Origin of the sequence: Catalinimonas alkaloidigena (assembly GCF_900100765.1) — a bacterium.
Classification (GTDB): Bacteria; Bacteroidota; Bacteroidia; order Cytophagales; family Flexibacteraceae; genus Mooreia; species Mooreia alkaloidigena.
On sequence record NZ_FNFO01000005.1, the window covers coordinates 395,465 to 413,031 of the forward strand.

The window sequence follows — 17,567 nt, forward strand, 5'->3', positions numbered from 1 at the left end:
GTTAACGTTGCAACAGGAGCTTCTGAACATACGTCCCTTGCGGCGTTTGCAACCGACCGAAATAAACGCCGTTGGGCAGGTCCACTGGTCGCCACGTTTTTTGTTGCGGACCGGCCGGAACCGAGGCTTCGTCCAGCAAAACATCGACCACTTGCCCCAAGGCATTCAGAATGTGTAGCGAAACCGGACTACGTTGCGGCAGCGCAAAGTGGAGGGTCGCCTCGCGGGTTACGGGGTTGGGATAGGCCTGCAACGATGCATGCGTTCTTGCCAGGTCCGATACATCGGTTACATCCTGATCGTCGAACAGCCAGTAGTCGGTGCGGAACGTAGCGTCGGCCCCCGAAGTGCTGATCACCGTCACGATCACGTAGACCAGCTGCCCGTTGCCGCCGTTGCCGGTCGAGATGGCATCCAGCACGCCATTGCCACCTGTCAGGAAAGAGTTATCGTCGACAAACTCGCTCAGCGGAATGGAAACCCACTGCCACCCCTGCCCCGTAATCACTTCCGCCCCCGAGCCCTCCGGCCCCACGGTCAGGTTGTACTGAAACTCATCGTCAGCACCGTTGTTAGGTGAAGGAATGGCATTGTCCCCGTCGTCGTCGTCCTGCAGGTTGATTTCCAGGGTATAGGTTTGCTCGCGTTCGGCCCCGTCGAGTGAGTCGGGGTTAATCCACAAATGGAAGTAGGTGAGGCCGGACAGGTCGACCGGATGGTTCCGGCCAAAGCCGCCCACGTAGCCGGGCGTTCCTCCCGATCCCCAGCCGGTTTGCAGCGAATAGCTACCGCCATTCATCGGCGGCAGATCGGCGTTGTTGGGTCCGATGCCCCCACCCCCAACCGCGCCGTTGAAGGCAATCCAGCCGTTGGCCTCCGGCGCGCCGTGCTCCATGTCGTCGAACACCACGGGTGTTCCGGGCGGAATCGAGGCGGTGACGGCGACGTAGTTGATGCGAAAATCGCTTTGCAACATCGTCAGCCATAAGGTTTGCACGCCCGCTTCCAGCATGAGGCGGTTCACGCCCACGGTTTTCCACTGATTGTTTCCACCGGTACCGGCAAAGCGAAGGGTGTCCATCGGCGTGGCTTCCCCGAAGGCAATCGCGACGGCTCCGCTATCGGCAGCTGCCACCCGCAGTTGCAGATCGTACTCACCCGCCTCGGCGACCTCAACGGTATAGGAAAGCCACTCGCCCGCCTGAATACCGGCCACAGCATACCCCGCACCACCGTCCTGCACGGCATCGACCTCAACCCCTTCGCCCGTCCGGTACACGCCCGTCAGGTTGGTTTCGTCGGATTCGTGGTAGCCAGTTCCTTCTCCACCCAGATCAAAATTTTCGGCTTCGATACGGCCGGGCAACGGGGCGGGACGCATCAGGTAAGGCGCTTGTACACACTCGGCCCCGACGGTCACGTGGAGGGTATCGGCACCGGTCTGCCCAAGGTCGTCGGTTACGGTAGCGATCAATTCGTAACACCCGGCAGCAATGCCCTCCACCGTCAGTTCGTACGGTGCTTCAGCATCTTCCCCCAACAGGCCATCTCCCTGGAAAAACTGCACACTGCGGACCACGCCTTCGGACACCACGTCTGCCGTCAGGGTCACGGCACTCCCCGGTTCCAGCATCGCGCTGTCGGCCGGACTGGTCAGCATAACGGTCGGGGCGGCCTGTTCTTTCTGGTACACCCGCACGTAGTCGATCATGTACTGCTGCGGAAACACCGTGCTTTCGTCAGGATTGCCAGGCAGGTTTCCTCCGACGGCCAGGTTCAGGACGATGTGGAAATCGACGTCGAACGGTGCCGGATATGGCCCGGCCGTAGAGTACCAATCGGTTTGTGTAGCGTACAGCGAGTCGTCGACATACCAGCGGATTGCGCCATACTCCCATTCGATGGCGAATACGTGAAACGCTTCGGGGAACGTGCCTTCGGTCAGAAAAAAGTCGTTGCCGGAATAGACGTTGTTGGGCCAGGGGCCGCCGTAGTGCAGGGTGCCGAACGCACGATTCGGTTCGTCGCCCGTGTATTCCATGATGTCGATCTCACCACTGGCGGCCCACCCACCATACGGAGAGTCGGAAGGCAGCATCCAGAATGCCGGCCAAATGCCCTGCCCCACCGGCAGTTTCGCCCGCATCTCCATGCGCCCGAAAGTCCAGTCGCCTTTTCCGAGGGTGCGTAAACGCGCCGAAGTATAGTCGTACCCTTCGAACGATTCCTGCTTCGCGGTGATGGTCAACATGCCATCGGCCACGGTGGCGTTCTCGGCACGGTAGTACTCCAGTTCGTTGTTGCCCCATCCGGCGGGCAGCCCTACGTCGGTACCGTCGCCGAGTTGGAACGACCATTTGGTCTGATCGACCGTGTCGGCGTCGAACTCGTCGGCCCAGACCAGTTGATAGTCCTGAGCGGCCAGCGGTGGCACGGTGCCGAGCAACAGACACAGCCCGCCGCAGCACAGAGAGAAGCGAAAACTACGCGATACAAAACGGTAGAAAGTAGGCATACACGTGGTGGTTTGGATGGAATTGTAGGTGGCACTTAAGTTGAGCAACTTGCCACGATTTTCCAAAAAAGGCACCCTAAACTCTTCTCTTTCACCGATTTACACCACAAGGCCCCGTGCACCAGGGGTGCGCAGGGCCTTGTGGCAGGGATGCGTTAACGGACGTCTAGCCGCGACGGCGGCGCGTGGCCGGGGTGTTGCGGCGGTCGCGACGATCTTCCCGCCGGTCGCTTACATCCTCACGGCGATCGTGTACATCTTCCAGGCGATCCAACACGCCCCCCTGATGGCGCGCATCCCGGACGTCTTCGCGGCGGTCGCGACGGTCTTCCCGACGATCGCGCACGTCCTCGCGACGGTCAATGCGATTCACGACACGCTTGCGGGGCGGCACCGGATGCGCATCGGCCGAAAAAGCGGTTAACATTCCGATCAGGACCAGGCTCTTCAGTAACGTTCTCATGGCAATTGGCTTTTGGGTTAATCTATGTTAATTCGACTAATCAAATCTTTTGCCAAAAAATCAGCGTACTGACGAGACGTTCTTCAACCGACTCGAAATCAATCCGATAAAAAAATCGTACGTACCTACATGAGAGTAATTACGCCACGCGAAACCTGGACGTTGATTCGCTGCACCGTAGAAAAGTTTTCCAAAGAAAGCCCGATCATCTACGCCGCGGCCATTGCCTTTTTCACCATTTTTTCGCTGCCCTCGATTCTGGTCATTGTCATTTCGGTGGCCGGGCTGTTTCTGGACCAAAGTGCCATCAAAGGCGAACTCAATACCCAGGTGCAGGACCTGATTGGCCGGGAGAGTGCGCAACAGATTCAGGCGGTCATCGAAAATGCCAACCAGACGGGTTCGGGCGTAGTGGCCAGCATCGTCGGACTGGGCACACTGCTTTTCAGTGCGACCGTCATTTTTAACTTCATTCAACAGGGGCTCAATGCGTTGTGGGGCGTGAAGCCCAAACCCCGCCGGGGCATCGTCAAGTTCGGCATCGACCGCCTGACGTCCTTTGCTATCATCATCGGGCTGGCCTTCCTGATGATGGTCTCGCTCCTGCTCGATACCATGCTTTCGTTTTTCCGGCAGCTGATCTCGACTTACCTCTCCGGGGGCACGGTCTACCTGATGCAGGCGCTGAATACGCTCGTTTCGATCGGCATTACGGTGATCATCTTTGCCGCCATTTTCAAGGTACTGCCCGACGTCAAAATCAAGTGGCGAGACGTGTGGGTGGGTGCCATCGTTACGGCGCTGCTGTTCGAAGTCGGCAAGTTTGTGATCGGCATCATGCTCAGCAACATCGGCATTACGGCGACGTACGGCGCGGCCGGAGCCTTCGTCAGCATTTTGCTCTGGGTATTTTATTCGTCCCTCATTGTATTGTTTGGCGCATCGTTTACGCAAGTCTGGATTTCGGAACGTGGCCACCAGATTCAGCCGACGCACAATTCGGTCAAGGTTGTGAGCAAAGAGGTCGAGATCCACGACGAACAGGAGCACGAAGAAGTGGAGGAAGAACTGGAAAAAGCCGCAAAAAAAGCCCCCCATCACCCTAAAAACAAGACATGATTTTTTTTACATTTGTCTTGTATGCCCAAAGTCCAGGAACAACTCAATCTCGATCATTTACGCTTCGACGAAAAACTGCACGGGGCGTATCTGGCTAGTTTCAACCGGCGCGCGCTGGCGTATGGCCTCGATCTGGCCATCATTGCCGCCGCTTCGGCCGTGATGGAATACATGGTTGTGGGCTTGTTTCTGGTGCTGGTGATTACTAAAAAATTCCGGCCCAACCTGCGGCGGGCGGCCGTGATGGTCCGCAGCCAGTTACGTCAGCTCGACATCCGCCTGGCCGACTACGAAATCGAAGAAAAGCTGCGCCACCAGTTTCAGCGCCACATGCGCATCTACCTCTACGTGCTGATCTGGGCACCCGTTGTTTTTGCCATTGCCCTGATCCTGATCACGTTGGTCCGCTGGTTTACACCGCACGACGCGGTGACGTTTGTCGAAGCCAATGTGGGCAACAGCTTTACCGGCTTTTTCCGGGAGCGCTTTGCCGAAGCCAACCAGCTCAAAACGATATTTACCGGTTTCTTAGGCGGTTTTCTCTACTTCTCCATCCTGACTTACAAGTGGCAGGGACAGACCATCGGCAAGCGGTTGTTCAAGCTGCGCGTGGTTAAACTCAACGGCAAACCCCTCACCTTCTGGCAAAGTGTGGAGCGCTTTACGGGCTACTCTGCCTCGGCCTTTTTGTTAATGGGCTATTTCCAATACTTCTGGGACCATGCCCACCAGACCACCCACGACAAAATCGCCGAAACCGTCGTCGTGCAGGAGTGAGCCTATAGTGGGATGGTGAGGTAATGACGTGAGAAAGAGAAGCGGGCACGGGATGCACTCGCACGCCTCACCCCATTCTCTCAAGGCGTTATCCCTTCTTCCTACCAACGCATCCCACTACACCACCACCTCACCACAGGCCTATTCCCGTACCCAGGTGACTTTGTCCTCAATGGGCTTGCGGATGCTCTTCGGATTTTTCATGTTGTGGTGCCCTACGAAAAAGAACCCCATCAGGCGGTCGTGCTCACCCAGACCGAGGTACTGTTTCATCACCTCCGAGTAGGTGCCGTTGCCGGTGCTCCAGTACGCGCCCAGGTCGTATGCCGTGGCAGTCAGGTACATGTTCTGCACAGCACAGGAAACCGCCGCAATTTCCTCCACTTCGGGAATGGCCTGATTCGGATCACGGTGCATGATGATGGCGATCAGGTGCGACACTACCTCGGGCATGCCCAGGAGCTTTGTTGCCTTGTCGGGATACATATCCGCCATTTTGGTAAAAATGCGCTCCAGGGCCGCGCCCGTAAACACCTGGAATCGCCACGGTTCGGTAAATTTATGCGTAGGCGCCCAGTTCGCGTTTTCAAGGAGCTGCCGGATGATGGCCTCGTCGACGGGTTCGCCGGTGTAGAATTTCGGAAATATGGAACGACGCTCGTGAATCAGTTCGTTCACTTGCTCGGGAGTAGGTAAAGCCATAATAACATTTGTTTTCCGCAAAGGAAACGATTTCGGGCGCGTTGTGCCTGCTTTTTCCGCGATTTTCCTGCGGTCGGAACCCGTGCAGGGACTCCCCCTTCCGAGGGGACTCTTCGGCGGGCGGGGCAAAGGCTCGCCAGCAACCAGAGGTTTTTTCGGCTTGTACCCTGTAATTACCTTTCATCATTTTTTCGCCATCTGCCAGCCAGGGCTTCTCTATCTTTAACTTTTCTCTTCGCATGCTAACGTTACGTAACATCCATAAATCTTACCAGACCGGGAAACAGTCGCTGCACGTCCTGAAAGGCATCGACCTCACCATTCAGGAAGGCGAGTTCGTGTCGATTATGGGTTCGTCGGGCTCGGGAAAATCGACCTTGCTTAACATCCTGGGTATCCTCGATATGTACGACCAGGGCGAGTACCACCTGGCGGGCACGCTGATCAAAAACCTGTCGGAGAAAAAAGCCGCGCAGTACCGCAACCGTTTTCTGGGGTTTGTCTTCCAGTCGTTCAACCTGCTGTCGTTTAAAAACGCCGCGGAGAACGTCGCCCTGCCGCTCTATTACCAGAAAGTGGGGCGCTCCAAACGCAACAAACTGGCCCTGCAGTACCTGGAACAGGTGGGACTGGGGCCTTGGGCCGAACACATGCCCAGCGAAATGTCGGGCGGACAGAAACAACGCGTCGCCATCGCCCGGGCGCTGATTCACGATCCGAAGGTGATTCTGGCTGACGAACCGACCGGTGCGCTCGACACGAAAACTTCCTATGAAGTGATGGAGATCTTCAAGCGGGTGAACGCAGCCGGAAAAACCATCATCATCGTGACGCACGAAGAAGACATCGCCGCCCAGACCCATCGCGTTATCCGCGTCCGCGACGGCCTGATTGTGGATGATCAGGTCAATGAAGAGTTAGGCGTGAAGAGTTAAAGGTGCCAGCTTTACTACTTCACCAGTTCACCACATCGCCACCTCACACTTGATCTCATGTTCGACCTTGACAAATGGCAGGAAATCTTTTACACGATCGGGCGGAACAAACTCCGCACGTTCCTGACCATGTTCAGTGTGTTCTGGGGCATCTTCATGCTGCTGTTGTTGCAAGGGTTCGGGGCCGGACTCCTCAACGGCGTGATGTACGAATTCCGCGACGATGCCGTCAACAGTATTTTCATCGCGGGGGGCACCACCAGCAAAGCCGCCAACGGCATGGGCATCAACCGGCGCATCCAACTTACCGACGAAGACTACAAAGCGCTGGAACGCATGCAGGGCGTCGAGCACCTGACGGGTCGCTTCTACCTGCAAAGCGCTTCGACCGTGCGGCGTGGCGACTACTACTCGTCGTTCAACGTGCGGGCCGTGCACCCCGACCACCGCTACCTGGAAAAGACCGAGATGGTAAAAGGGCGCTACCTGAACCCCATCGACCTGAACGAACGCCGCAAAGTGGCCGTGATCGGCACCAAAGTCGCCGAAATCCTCTACCCGAACGGCGAAGAGCCCATGGGCACCGAAATCGACGTGAACGGCATCGTCTACAACGTAGTGGGCCTATTTGTGGACGATGGCAACGACGGCGAGGGCGAAACCCTCTACATCCCGATCACCACGGCGCAGATGGCCTACGGAGGCGCCAACCGCATCGACAACCTGATGTTTACGATGGGCGACGCCACGGTCGAAGAGAGTAAGGAGATTGAAGAGGAAGCCAAGAAGATCTTAATCAGCCACCACCGCTTCGATCCGGAAGACCGCAGTGCCGTGCGGATGTGGAACAGCCTGGAAAACTTTCAGCGCTTCGTCAACCTGTTCGCCGGGATCAACATCTTCATCTGGGTGGTGGGCATCGGCACCATCATCGCGGGCATTGTGGGTGTCAGCAACATCATGCTCATCATCGTGAAAGAACGCACTAAGGAGATCGGTATCCGCAAGGCGCTGGGCGCGACGCCCGGTTCCATCGTGGGGCTGATCGTGCAGGAGGCCATCTTCATCACCATCGTGGCGGGCTACCTCGGGCTGCTGGCAGGCGTCGGCCTCATCGAGCTGGTCAACTACCTCCTCCAGAGCTCGGGCGGCGGGGTCGACTTCTTCCGCAATCCGGAAATCGACCTGCAAACGGCCCTGATGGCTACGCTTCTGCTGGTCATCGCCGGCGCACTGGCCGGGTTCTTCCCCGCTCGCAAAGCCGCCGCCATCCCCCCCATCGAAGCGCTGCGGGAGGAGTGAAGAGATGGGAGGATTGGTGGGTTGGTGGGTTGGTGGGTTGGTGGATTGGTGAATTAAGGGGTTGGGAGATTACTAGATAAAAATCCGATGAACGAACTGGCGGAAGAATTTAGACAACGTACCAAGCTATTGGCATTGGCTGTGATTCGGTTTTATCAGACATTACCCAAGACAGATGAGGCCCGCATCCTTGGAAAGCAACTTTTGAGAGCTGCTACGTCAACGGCAGCCAATTACCGTGCTGCCACGCGAGGGCGCTCCGGCGCCGAGTTTTATGCGAAACTGTCGATTGCCGTTGAAGAGGCAGATGAAACCTGCTTTTGGCTAGAACTTCTGAAAGAAGCCGAGATTTGTTCTACCGAACAACTTGAGCCCTTAATTACGCAATCCGAGGCAATCCGCGGATTTCTCGCCAAATCCAGAAGTACATTGAGGGCAAGAAGTAAGAGATCTTAAACCCATAAATCCTCCAATCCACTAACCCACCAATTCTTCTATGTTCGATTTTGACAAATGGCAGGAAATCTGGGCGACCATTCGGAAGAACAAGCTTCGTACGTTTCTGACGATGTTTGGGGTCTTCTGGGGCATTTTCATGCTGCTGCTGTTGCTGGGCGCAGGCAAGGGCCTGCAAAACGGTGTGCTGGACGGTTTCGGGGGGCGGGCCACCAACTCGTTCAACATGTGGTCGCAAGCCACGACGATGCCCTACGCGGGCATGAAGCCGGGACGTTACTTCGATTTTACGACGCAGGACATGCAGGCCATTCGCCAGCAGATTCCGGAGGCGGAGGTGATTTGTCCGCGGAACCAGCTGGGAGGCTGGCGGGGCACCGCCACCATTACGCGGGGTCTGAAAAGTGAGGGCTACAACGCAACGGGCGACGTGCCGGACTACACGAAGGTGCAGAAATTCGACATGATGGCCGGGCGGTTCATCAACGAGATCGACATGAAAGAAAAGCGGAAGTCGGTGGTGATCGGGCGGATGGTGTACGAAGAACTGTTCGAACCCGGCGAAGACGCCATCGGGCAGTACGTGAAGATCAACGGCGTCTACTTTATGGTGGTGGGCGTGTTCAACATGGACGTGAGCGGCAACCGGGCGGAGCGCGAACTGCGGACGGTGTACCTCCCTTTTGCGACGGTGCAGCAGACCTACAATTACGGCGATCGGGTCAACTGGTTCATCGTCATCTCCAAGCCGGGCGTACCCGCCTCCGAGGTGGAAGAGAAGGTAGAGGCGCTGCTCGCCTCGCGTCATAAGGTGCACCCCGACGACAAGGCCGCCATCGGTTCCTGGAACATGGAGCGGGAATACAAGCAGCTGGTCGGCCTGTTTACGGGCATCAAGGTGTTTGTGGGCATTGTGGGACTGGGCACGCTGCTGGCCGGCATCATTGGCGTGAGTAACATCATGCTGATCATCGTGAAAGAGCGGACGCGCGAAATCGGCATCCGCAAGGCCATTGGCGCGACGCCGGGGTCCATCATCAGTCTGATTCTTCAGGAGTCGATCGTGATCACCGCCATTGCGGGCTACCTCGGGCTACTGGGCGGCATTGCGCTGCTGGAAGCCATCAACAACGCCCTCGAAAGTGCCGGTGGTGTGGACATGTTCGCCCGACCGGGGGTCAGTTTGCAATTTGCACTGCTTTCGTTTGCCATCATTGTAATCGGCGGCGGGCTGGCCGGTCTGTTACCGGCCTCCAAAGCCGCGGCCATTCAACCCATCGAAGCCATCCGCGATGAATAAAAGAAGGCAGGACACCGGCGTCCGGATGCCGGATTGTTCTGCGCTTTTGACTCAAAAACTCATTCACTAGTTATAATCTGAAACTTGCTATTTGCCATTACCCATGAATCGTTTTGCCATCATTACCATCATCATCGTTTTAGTGGTCAGTATGCTGGGAACGGGCTACTTCCTGTACCAAAAACAGGCCGAGCCGCCCGTCACCTACCAGACCGACTCGCTGTTTGTGACCAACATTGTGAAGAAAACTGTGGCGACCGGCTCCATCGTGCCGCGCCGCGAAATCGAACTCAAATCGCAGGTGCCGGGCGTTATTGCCACGCTGTTTGTGGAAGCGGGCGCACAGGTCAAGGAAGGCGATCCGATTGCTAAAATCCGCATCATTCCCGACGTGGTGCAGGTCGAAAACGCACAAAATCGCCTGAAAACCGCGCAAATCAACCTCAAAAATGCCGAGCGCGAATTGGAGCGGAACAAAACGCTGTTTGAGCAGAAAGTCATTTCGGAGCAGGAGTTCCGTTCGTTTCAGTTGGATTACAACCTCCGCGAACAGGAACTGGAAGGTGCCGAGAACAACCTGGAATTAATTAAAAACGGCGCTTCGAAAAATTCACAGAACGTATCGAACATCGTGCGCTCGACGGTGACGGGCATGGTCCTCGACGTACCGGTAGAAGAAGGCAGCTTCGTGATCGAGAGCAACTCGTTCAACGAAGGAACGACCATCGCGTCAGTAGCTGACATGAACGAAATGATTTTTGAGGGGCAGGTCGACGAGTCAGAAGTCGGGAAGCTGAAAGAAGGGATGGACCTGGTCCTGAAAGTAGGCGCGCTCGAAACGGAAACGTTCAACGCCAAGCTGGAATACATTGCGCCGAAGGGCATTGAAGAAGAGGGCGCCATTCAGTTCGAAATCCGTGCGGCCGTTAACCTGAAAGAAGGGACGTTCCTGCGGGCGGGCTACAGTGCCAATGCCGACATTGTCCTCGACAAGCGCGACAAGGTGCTGGCCATCAAAGAAAGTAATTTGCAGTTCGACAACGGCAAACCCTTCGTCGAGGTGATGACCGCCCCACAACAGTTCGAGAAACGGCCCGTCAAAGTGGGCCTTTCCGACGGCATCAACATCGAGGTCGTGTCCGGCATCGACGAAGCCACCCCCGTCAAAAAGCTTTAAGGAAGCTCCGCTTCAATTTGTAGCCGTACCACGTTTACCGAAGCGATGCGAAAGTAAACGTGGTACGGCTTTTTTTGATTACAAGCCGGTGATCTGCTGGCCTTTCGGGTATTCGACGGTGTAGCGGAACTGGAGCGTACGGGTTTCGCCGGGCGGCACAGTCAGGGTCCAGGTCAGTTTACCCGTTTTCTCCTCATACTCGGCACCGCCCAAGTCGCCGCGCGTCACCTTGATGGATTCGTTTGTAGAAATGGGCATCTGGTCTTCCACACGAATCGTGGCGGCCACCGACTTGGTGTTGCGCAGCGTCAGCTCGTAACCGAACTGTTCGCCACGTTTGGTACCCAGCCAGTTTTTCTCCTTGAATTCCTTGATGCGCTCCCGTTTCACCACAATCCGGGCATCGCGGCCCAGCGACACGTCGAGCGTATCGGTGGTGGCGTTCACGTTCAGAAAGGTTTCGGCCACGTACGCACCCTCGAAAAAGACGTTGGCCGGTCCCGACAGCAGGTTGTACTCGCCCCAGCCCGTGATGCTGGCCAGCAGAAACGCCGCCGGATCAAGCTTCGGCGCCGTGGCGTAGAGGTACTCGGCAGGCAGGTCGTACCGCTGAATGTCGACCAGTTCGGGACGCCCGCCCGAAGGAATGGTGTAAGGCAGATCGATCGCAAACTCCGTGGCCAGCGTATTTTCCTGCACAGCGGTGTAATCGGCGGCAGAGCCCGCCGCTTGCGATTCTAACATCATGTCAGCATCGATTTCCTCTTTCGCTGGAGCAGGTGCCCGCATACTCATCCGTTTGGCCATTTGAGGGCGTGGTTGCGGCTCAAAAATCCGCACGTACTGCGGCATAAGCTCCGGCTTGTTGCCACCCGCCGACGGATTGGCCGTCGAGAGGGTCAGCCTAACGCCCTCCCAGTTGACGCCAGTGCTCTGGGTTACCTGGGCACGATAGGTCAGTTGCACCGGCTGGCCTACTTCCAACACACGCAGGTCGTAGCTCGGCGACCAGCCCGCCTGGTAGGCCACGTAAGTAAGGTTTAGCTCTACTGTGCGGGCCTGATCGCTGCGTAGCGTCACCAAAATCCGTCCGGAGCGGTTCGAAGCGCGGTACTGTTGGGTTTGCCGGGTGAGTTGCTCGACCTCTTTTTCGGCGTCTTTGATTTCCTTTTTTACCCGTTGAAGCCGACGCTTGATCTCCGTCAGGCGCGTGCGGAAAAAATCGGCCATCTCGGCCAGGCGTGCAGCCGTCACGGCGGTATTCTCGCTGCCGAGGCCTTTGTTTGCCAGCACGAGCGACTCTTCCTGTTGCAACACTTCCTGCTCGTTGTTGAGTTGTTCCAGACGGTCGCGAGCGGCTTCGAGCGAAGTTTCCAGCTCGGTCAATGCACGGGGCTTTTCGTCTTCGCGCAGGTAATTTTCTTCAAACCGCACGGCCGCCATCACCACGCCGCTGCCGCCCGTGGAGGCAACCTGGATGCTCTGCGCATCGATGGACGGCGAGATGTTGCCGATGGCGATTTCGTTGGCGCCACTTTGGACGCTGGCCCGTACGGTATTGGTGAGTTGTGCCCGGTTCAGGTAGACTGTAACAGCCTTGACCTGCGCGTCCACCGCGGTGGTGGACTGGGCCTGGAGCGAGGAAAGAGTCATGGTCAGAAGAAATAAGAAAAGAAGATTACGCATTTCCATAGCATTGTGAATTTTACGTAGGATGCCGCAAACCTGCGAATTCCACAACGGCAGGCAGAAATTTTCCTGCCTTTTTTTCGCTGACTGCCCCTCGCTACCTCTGCACGTCAGATTTTACGGCCTTTCTACATGCGTCAACTCCCTCAGAACAAACTCGTTCGCCTCGCGATTTCCGTTTTCTCTTCCGAAACCCTACACCTGTGTGCTCGCCGGGCGGATCACGTTTCTACGAAGCGATACCCCCCGTATTTTCGGGCTTCGCATGGCTTATGTAAAGAGTATATCGTTACGCATTGTACTGCTCGTCGGTCTGCTGGGGTTCCTGGCTACGCATGAGGTAGCGGCGCAATTCCTGCCTCATCAGCAATGCCGTCAGCTGAACAAGGCACGACGCCCCAAAAAACAGCGTTTTTTTCGGAAAGAAAAAGGGGGCGAGCCGTATACGTGGCACCCCAAGCCTTCGTACCGGGAGCAGGTAAAGACGCAAGAACCACCGCCAAGCAAGGCGACATCGCCGAAAGCGTCGACACCTTCCGTGGCCAAAACGGAGCAGAAGCCCAAGCCGCCCGCAGAAAAGCTACCCCCGCCCATCTCTGAAAAACACGCCCGCATTCGGGAAGAGGTCCGGAAACGCCTGGAAAGCATGAAGCCGGGGGAACCCACCACGGAGTCGCTTTATTTCGTCACCGACCAGGACGAGTTTGCCATCCTGGATATGGAGCCGTTCCTGATCGCCGCCGAGTTTGCCTTGCAGGGGCGCGTGGTGCTGGTGGAAGGCCATACGGACAACCGGGGCAGCGACGATTACAACCTCCAGTTGTCGATGAAGCGCGTAAACCGCATTCAGGAATTGATGCACCAGATGGGCGTCCCCGAAGACCGGGTTTCGGTGATGGGCTACGGCGAATCGCAGCCCAAATACGACAACAATACGGAAGAGGGACGGCAGAAGAACCGCCGCGTCGACTTTAAGATTTTTTAGTGCCTTCTACTTCGGCAGTGGCCTGCTGGCTTTCGGCTTTGCGGGCGCGGTCCAGGTAAACCCCCAACTGATGGATCAGGTGGCTCGACAACGCACTGTCGTCCTGATTCGGCTCGAAGTAAGGTTGCATCTCGTTTACGTACTCCGTAAAAGCCGGACGATCCTGGTTTTCGATGATGGTGAGCAACCGGTCGACCTCCTCGCGGAACAGGCGCAACACCGGAGCCACGTGCCGGTTGTACATCTGAATGTCGGCATACAGCGCCGGATTTTGCAAGACGTAGCGCGTGAAGAAAACGATGAAGATGCGGTAGGGCGGCGACGCAAAGTTCTTAATGTCGGCCAGCGCCACGCCACACTTGCGCAACGCCTTCGCACTGACAAACACGTTGAAATGGTTCAACCCCTGCACCACGCCCATCAATCGGTCGTGCATGCGGTAATCGACGTCGTACCAGCGGGCTCCGTCTTTCGAAAAAAGTCCCCGGAAAAAGCGCTCGAATCGTGCCGGCAATACCGTTTCGTAGTTCCACAGCAACCCCTGGCCGCGCAGTTGTTCCATCGTCGGGGCGAACATGGGGTGAATGGAGGCATAGTACGTGTGCTGGTCCGGGTTTTCCTCGCGTAACTGCTCGACGCGCTCCACCAGAAACTCCTTTACGCTGCACACGTCGATCAGAACCTTGCCGTGTAATTCAGGATAAATCTCCTCCAGCACGGGAATCATCGCTTTGATGGGCACGGCCAGAATCACAACGTTGGCGTGCCGTGCCAGTTCGCGGTTGTCGGTAAAATCCCCTTTCCCGCTGATGTCCGATACCAACACCGGCAATTCTTTCTTGCGCAAAAAACGGGCGAACCAGCCGCCCAGCCCCTGGCCGCCGCCGATTACGCCGTACGTAAGCCTCACTTTATCCATATTGTGGGCTAAACTAAACAAATCCAGCTACTTTTGCGGGAGCAAAGGCTGTGGCTGGGCAGTCGGCGCTACACACAACTTACTGAAAACCAATCGAGGTTCGCTCTTGTTTCTCTTGCAAGAGGAAGGTCACGTACAACCACTTGTCCCCTACGGAAACCGACACCGGCCGTTCGGACAGCAGCGTATACTTCTTCTCTTCGAACTCGCGGCGAATGGCGTCAATGTCGATCTTGGTATTGGCCTCGTCGCCGGAAAATTCCAGCGGCAGGCGCCGGGTAATCAGGTGAATGGGATCTGTCTTCATGAAAAGAAAGTAAAATTTTCGGAGAATAAATTCGTTCTGCCCATAAAGTAAGTACAATTGTCGGAATGCGCTTGGGTATTCCGCAGAAAGCCCCACGGCGCCCCCGCCAAGTTAGCGCTGTGCATTATTTTTGCAAAAGTGCACTGCCCCACCGCACGGCTCAGAAGCAGAAATCGAGACAAATTAACGAGAAAACTTTTCCAACATTTCTTATAAAATTTCTATTGCATCATTAACATGATAAAGTCGCAACAAAACAATTTGGTAAAAATCGGAATCTTTTACGACGGAGGTTATTTCTGGCACGTTAGCAATTATTATAACTATACGCACCCACGTCGTGCTCGGCTCAGCATCACGGGGATTCACGAATTCATCAAAAACCGTGTGGCTGCCCTCGAAGGCGTCGACAAAAATTATTGCCGCATCGTCGATGCCCATTATTTCCGCGGGCGCTTTTCTGCCCACGAAGCCAAGGAACGTAACAAATTGTTGACGGACCGGATTTTCGAAGATGTCCTGATGAAGGAGAATGTGGTGACGCATTTTCTGCCGATGACGCCGCGGGGCGAAAAGGGCATCGACGTATGGCTGGCGCTGGAAGCCTACGAGTTGGCCATTTACAAACAGTTCGACGTAGTGGTGTTGATCGCCTGCGACAGCGATTATGTACCGCTGGTCCGGAAACTGAACACACTCGGCATTCGGGTAATGCTGTTGGGATGGGATTTCGAATACACCGACCAGAATAATTTCCGGCAGGTGACGACCACCTCGGTCGCGCTGTTCGACGAAGTGACTTATCCGGTGCTGATGCAGAACGTGATCGACGACAAAACGCAGCGGAACAACCCGGCCATCAACAACCTGTTCCTGCCCGAAGAACACTTCAAAAGCAACCATACGCCGAACATCACGGTGCTGTCGCACGAGCCGCGCCGGAATGCTATTGCGCAGTTGCTGAACGGCTTCGGCTTTCTGGATGCGGACATCAACGGCAAAAACCTGTTTTTCCACTACTCGGAACTGGACAACTGCGACTTCAATGACCTGAGCATTGGCGACGTGGTAGAGTATAAACTGGGACGCAACGACCGCGGCGAGTGCGCCATCGAGATTCAGAAGGTCGAGTACATGGATCGGGACGAAGAAACCGAAGAAGCTCCGTACAATTACGAAGAAGAAGTATAAACGCGCTTCCCGCAGTTTACTCAAAAGCCGTCCCGTCCATAAGAGCGGGGCGGCTTTTGATTTTGAGTACAGGTACAGAAGGCGCCAATAGCGGAACACAAGTTGCAACGCTCGTTAGCGAGGATTCATGCGGTCGAAAGCGCCTTTTAGTTCCTGCGGTGTTGCCTTGGCCATGGCCTCGCTAAACCCAAACGTCAGGGTAGTTTTTCCTTCTTTCAACTGCTCAAAAATGGCCTCAATGAAAGCACTGACCGGCGGAGCGGCATCGTGCAGGCCCTTGCCCCCCAAGTCGGTATTGAGCGCCGGGGGAATCACTTCGATCACCTCTATGCCCTTCGCCTGCAACAGATACTGCGCCGACAAGGTGAAGGAATGGAAAAAGGCTTTTGTGGCCGAATACACCGGTACTTTGGTCAACGGCACAAACGACAGCCCCGACGTAACGTTCAACACGGTGGTCAGGGAAGGCAGCCGGAGAAACAGCGACGTCAGGTGCAGCGGCGCTTCTACGTTCGTAGTGATCTCCGCTTTGGCGCGCTGGTAAAAATCGGCATCGGTGAGTTGCATCCACTGCTGAATGCCAGCGTTGTTGACGAGCACATTCAGGTCCGGATGCTCGGCGGCGACCCACTCAAAAAGCGCAACGCGTTCCTCTTCGAGCGCTAGGTCACAAACCCGCGTCACCACCTGCGGGTGCTTTTGAGCGACTTCCTGCAACGGCGCTTCGCGCCGACCGCAAATCAGCACAGTGTTACCTTCCTGCACAAACCGCTCGGTGAGGCCCAGCCCAATGCCGCTGGCCCCGCCGGTAATCAAAATTTTATGGCCGGATAATTTCATAAGTCTTTCTGGTTAGTTGCGATGGGATTCCCGCTTTGTTTACAAATTCATTCCTCCTGATACTTCGATACGTTGCCCGTTGATCCAGCGGCCCTCTTCCGTGCACAAAAAAGCCACCACCCCGCCAATGTCTTCGGCCACTCCGGCCCGGCCCAGGGCGGTCATGCCGGCGACCCTCTGGTTGAGCTCCGCATTGTCGCGCACCGCGCCCCCGCCAAAATCAGTCGCAATGGCGCCCGGTGCCACAACGTTGGCACGAATCCCGCGCGCACCCAGCTCTTTCGCCTGGTAGCGGGTCAGCGTCTCAATGGCCCCTTTCATCGCCGCGTAGGCCGACGCGCCGGGCAAGGAAAACCGCGCCAGTCCCGACGAAATGTTCACGATGCCGCCCCCGTCGTGCATCAGAGCAAGCGCCTTTTGCGTCAGGAAGAAAACGCCCTTGAAATGGATCTGAGAAAGGGCATCGAAGTGCGCTTCAGTCGTTTCGGCAAACAGGGCGTGATGCCCCGTTCCGGCGTTGTTGATCAGGTAGTCGAAGCGGTCGGTGCCGAACGTGCGGCGCAGTGCCGATTTGAGTGTTTCCATAAAGGTCTCAAAGCCTGCCACGCTGCTGGTATCGAGTTGCAAGGCCAGCGCTTTCCGACCCGTTTGCGCAATTGCAGCCACCACCTGTTCCGCTTCCTCTTTTTTACGGTGGTACGTTAATACTACGTCCAGCCCTTTTTCGGCCAGGCGCAAGGCCATGTCTTTGCCTAAGCCGCGGCTGCCGCCTGTCACGAGTGCAATTTTAGGTTGCTCTGCCATGTCGATGTTGATTTGAAATGAAAAGACGCGTTATCGTGTCGACGAGTAGAACCCTTTCGACACCACAAAGTTGCTCCCAAACCGCA

Annotated in this window: 17 protein-coding genes; 9 read left to right on the forward strand and 8 right to left on the reverse strand. The window is 56.3% G+C overall.

Annotated elements, in window-relative coordinates; genetic code table 11:
- Position 1 precedes the first annotated feature (1 nt).
- Both BLR44_RS15345 and BLR44_RS15350 read right to left on the reverse strand, forming a co-directional pair.
- Positions 2-2,515, reverse strand: a complete 2,514-nt coding sequence (locus tag BLR44_RS15345) for a family 16 glycosylhydrolase (RefSeq protein ID WP_143017312.1) — start codon at positions 2,513-2,515, stop codon at positions 2-4.
- Between the two features lie 166 nt (positions 2,516-2,681).
- Complete coding sequence (locus BLR44_RS15350; RefSeq protein ID WP_089683476.1) at positions 2,682-2,978, reverse strand: hypothetical protein; 297 nt, start codon at positions 2,976-2,978, stop codon at positions 2,682-2,684.
- Between the two features lie 129 nt (positions 2,979-3,107).
- Between BLR44_RS15350 and BLR44_RS15355 the strand changes: the two genes are divergently transcribed.
- Positions 3,108-4,097 carry a YihY/virulence factor BrkB family protein gene (locus tag BLR44_RS15355; RefSeq protein WP_089683478.1) on the forward strand — a complete coding sequence of 330 codons (990 nt, stop codon included), beginning with the start codon at positions 3,108-3,110 and terminating at the stop codon, positions 4,095-4,097.
- A gap of 21 nt (positions 4,098-4,118) precedes the next feature.
- A complete protein-coding gene (locus BLR44_RS15360) occupies positions 4,119-4,874 on the forward strand; it encodes an RDD family protein (protein WP_089683480.1) in 756 nt (251 codons plus the stop codon).
- A gap of 141 nt (positions 4,875-5,015) precedes the next feature.
- Here BLR44_RS15360 and BLR44_RS15365 read toward each other — a convergent pair whose 3' ends face one another.
- Positions 5,016-5,576, reverse strand: a complete 561-nt coding sequence (locus BLR44_RS15365; protein WP_089683482.1) for a nitroreductase family protein — start codon at positions 5,574-5,576, stop codon at positions 5,016-5,018.
- A 239-nt stretch (positions 5,577-5,815) separates the two neighbouring features.
- Between BLR44_RS15365 and BLR44_RS15370 the strand changes: the two genes are divergently transcribed.
- The 5 genes from BLR44_RS15370 to BLR44_RS15390 all read left to right on the forward strand — a co-directional run bounded on the left by BLR44_RS15370 (position 5,816) and on the right by BLR44_RS15390 (position 10,746).
- Positions 5,816-6,511, forward strand: coding sequence for an ABC transporter ATP-binding protein (locus tag BLR44_RS15370; RefSeq protein WP_089683484.1), 696 nt, complete (start codon positions 5,816-5,818; stop codon positions 6,509-6,511).
- 57 nt (positions 6,512-6,568) lie between these two features.
- Positions 6,569-7,813 carry an ABC transporter permease gene (locus tag BLR44_RS15375; RefSeq protein WP_089683486.1) on the forward strand — a complete coding sequence of 415 codons (1,245 nt, stop codon included), beginning with the start codon at positions 6,569-6,571 and terminating at the stop codon, positions 7,811-7,813.
- Between the two features lie 87 nt (positions 7,814-7,900).
- The gene (locus tag BLR44_RS15380) at positions 7,901-8,269 is read left to right on the forward strand and encodes a four helix bundle protein (RefSeq protein WP_089683488.1); all 369 of its coding nucleotides are present in this window, start codon (positions 7,901-7,903) and stop codon (positions 8,267-8,269) included.
- Positions 8,270-8,309: 40 nt separating this feature from the next.
- Positions 8,310-9,569 carry an ABC transporter permease gene (locus tag BLR44_RS15385; RefSeq protein ID WP_089683490.1) on the forward strand — a complete coding sequence of 420 codons (1,260 nt, stop codon included), beginning with the start codon at positions 8,310-8,312 and terminating at the stop codon, positions 9,567-9,569.
- Between the two features lie 103 nt (positions 9,570-9,672).
- The gene (locus tag BLR44_RS15390; RefSeq protein WP_089683491.1) at positions 9,673-10,746 is read left to right on the forward strand and encodes an efflux RND transporter periplasmic adaptor subunit; all 1,074 of its coding nucleotides are present in this window, start codon (positions 9,673-9,675) and stop codon (positions 10,744-10,746) included.
- 78 nt (positions 10,747-10,824) lie between these two features.
- Here the strand turns inward: BLR44_RS15390 and BLR44_RS15395 are convergent, their stop codons facing one another.
- The gene (locus BLR44_RS15395; protein WP_218127095.1) at positions 10,825-12,432 is read right to left on the reverse strand and encodes a DUF4139 domain-containing protein; all 1,608 of its coding nucleotides are present in this window, start codon (positions 12,430-12,432) and stop codon (positions 10,825-10,827) included.
- A gap of 268 nt (positions 12,433-12,700) precedes the next feature.
- Between BLR44_RS15395 and BLR44_RS15400 the strand changes: the two genes are divergently transcribed.
- Positions 12,701-13,420 (forward strand): OmpA family protein, encoded by a 720-nt coding sequence (locus BLR44_RS15400; RefSeq protein ID WP_176956068.1) that lies wholly within the window; start codon positions 12,701-12,703, stop codon positions 13,418-13,420.
- On the opposite strand, the gene BLR44_RS15405 is transcribed toward BLR44_RS15400, so the two are convergent.
- Together BLR44_RS15405 and BLR44_RS15410 are read right to left on the reverse strand one after the other, a co-directional pair.
- Positions 13,407-14,339: a prephenate dehydrogenase/arogenate dehydrogenase family protein gene (locus tag BLR44_RS15405; RefSeq protein ID WP_089683499.1), complete on the reverse strand. Its 933-nt coding sequence runs from the start codon at positions 14,337-14,339 to the stop codon at positions 13,407-13,409. The genes BLR44_RS15400 and BLR44_RS15405 overlap by 14 nt on opposite strands.
- Positions 14,340-14,418: 79 nt before the next feature.
- Complete coding sequence (locus BLR44_RS15410) at positions 14,419-14,646, reverse strand: hypothetical protein (protein WP_143017313.1); 228 nt, start codon at positions 14,644-14,646, stop codon at positions 14,419-14,421.
- 261 nt (positions 14,647-14,907) lie between these two features.
- On the opposite strand from BLR44_RS15410, the gene BLR44_RS15415 reads away from it, so the two are divergent.
- Positions 14,908-15,837, forward strand: a complete 930-nt coding sequence (locus tag BLR44_RS15415) for an NYN domain-containing protein (RefSeq protein ID WP_245706076.1) — start codon at positions 14,908-14,910, stop codon at positions 15,835-15,837.
- 114 nt (positions 15,838-15,951) lie between these two features.
- On the opposite strand, the gene BLR44_RS15420 is transcribed toward BLR44_RS15415, so the two are convergent.
- Both BLR44_RS15420 and BLR44_RS15425 read right to left on the reverse strand, forming a co-directional pair.
- Complete coding sequence (locus BLR44_RS15420; RefSeq protein WP_089683505.1) at positions 15,952-16,677, reverse strand: SDR family oxidoreductase; 726 nt, start codon at positions 16,675-16,677, stop codon at positions 15,952-15,954.
- A gap of 39 nt (positions 16,678-16,716) precedes the next feature.
- The gene (locus tag BLR44_RS15425; protein ID WP_089683506.1) at positions 16,717-17,481 is read right to left on the reverse strand and encodes an SDR family NAD(P)-dependent oxidoreductase; all 765 of its coding nucleotides are present in this window, start codon (positions 17,479-17,481) and stop codon (positions 16,717-16,719) included.
- Positions 17,482-17,567: the final 86 nt, after the last annotated feature.

Bases quoted from the DNA above. Each gene is read 5' to 3' on its own strand.
- BLR44_RS15345 (WP_143017312.1), bottom strand. From the start codon at position 2,515: ATGCCTACTTTCTACCGTTTTGTATCGCGTAGTTTTCGCTTCTCTCTG.
- BLR44_RS15350 (WP_089683476.1), bottom strand. From the start codon at position 2,978: ATGAGAACGTTACTGAAGAGCCTGGTCCTGATCGGAATGTTAACCGCT.
- BLR44_RS15355 (WP_089683478.1), top strand. From the start codon at position 3,108: ATGAGAGTAATTACGCCACGCGAAACCTGGACGTTGATTCGCTGCACC.
- BLR44_RS15360 (WP_089683480.1), top strand. From the start codon at position 4,119: ATGCCCAAAGTCCAGGAACAACTCAATCTCGATCATTTACGCTTCGAC.
- BLR44_RS15365 (WP_089683482.1), bottom strand. From the start codon at position 5,576: ATGGCTTTACCTACTCCCGAGCAAGTGAACGAACTGATTCACGAGCGT.
- BLR44_RS15370 (WP_089683484.1), top strand. From the start codon at position 5,816: ATGCTAACGTTACGTAACATCCATAAATCTTACCAGACCGGGAAACAG.
- BLR44_RS15375 (WP_089683486.1), top strand. From the start codon at position 6,569: ATGTTCGACCTTGACAAATGGCAGGAAATCTTTTACACGATCGGGCGG.
- BLR44_RS15380 (WP_089683488.1), top strand. From the start codon at position 7,901: ATGAACGAACTGGCGGAAGAATTTAGACAACGTACCAAGCTATTGGCA.
- BLR44_RS15385 (WP_089683490.1), top strand. From the start codon at position 8,310: ATGTTCGATTTTGACAAATGGCAGGAAATCTGGGCGACCATTCGGAAG.
- BLR44_RS15390 (WP_089683491.1), top strand. From the start codon at position 9,673: ATGAATCGTTTTGCCATCATTACCATCATCATCGTTTTAGTGGTCAGT.
- BLR44_RS15395 (WP_218127095.1), bottom strand. From the start codon at position 12,432: ATGCGTAATCTTCTTTTCTTATTTCTTCTGACCATGACTCTTTCCTCG.
- BLR44_RS15400 (WP_176956068.1), top strand. From the start codon at position 12,701: ATGGCTTATGTAAAGAGTATATCGTTACGCATTGTACTGCTCGTCGGT.
- BLR44_RS15405 (WP_089683499.1), bottom strand. From the start codon at position 14,339: ATGGATAAAGTGAGGCTTACGTACGGCGTAATCGGCGGCGGCCAGGGG.
- BLR44_RS15410 (WP_143017313.1), bottom strand. From the start codon at position 14,646: ATGAAGACAGATCCCATTCACCTGATTACCCGGCGCCTGCCGCTGGAA.
- BLR44_RS15420 (WP_089683505.1), bottom strand. From the start codon at position 16,677: ATGAAATTATCCGGCCATAAAATTTTGATTACCGGCGGGGCCAGCGGC.
- BLR44_RS15425 (WP_089683506.1), bottom strand. From the start codon at position 17,481: ATGGCAGAGCAACCTAAAATTGCACTCGTGACAGGCGGCAGCCGCGGC.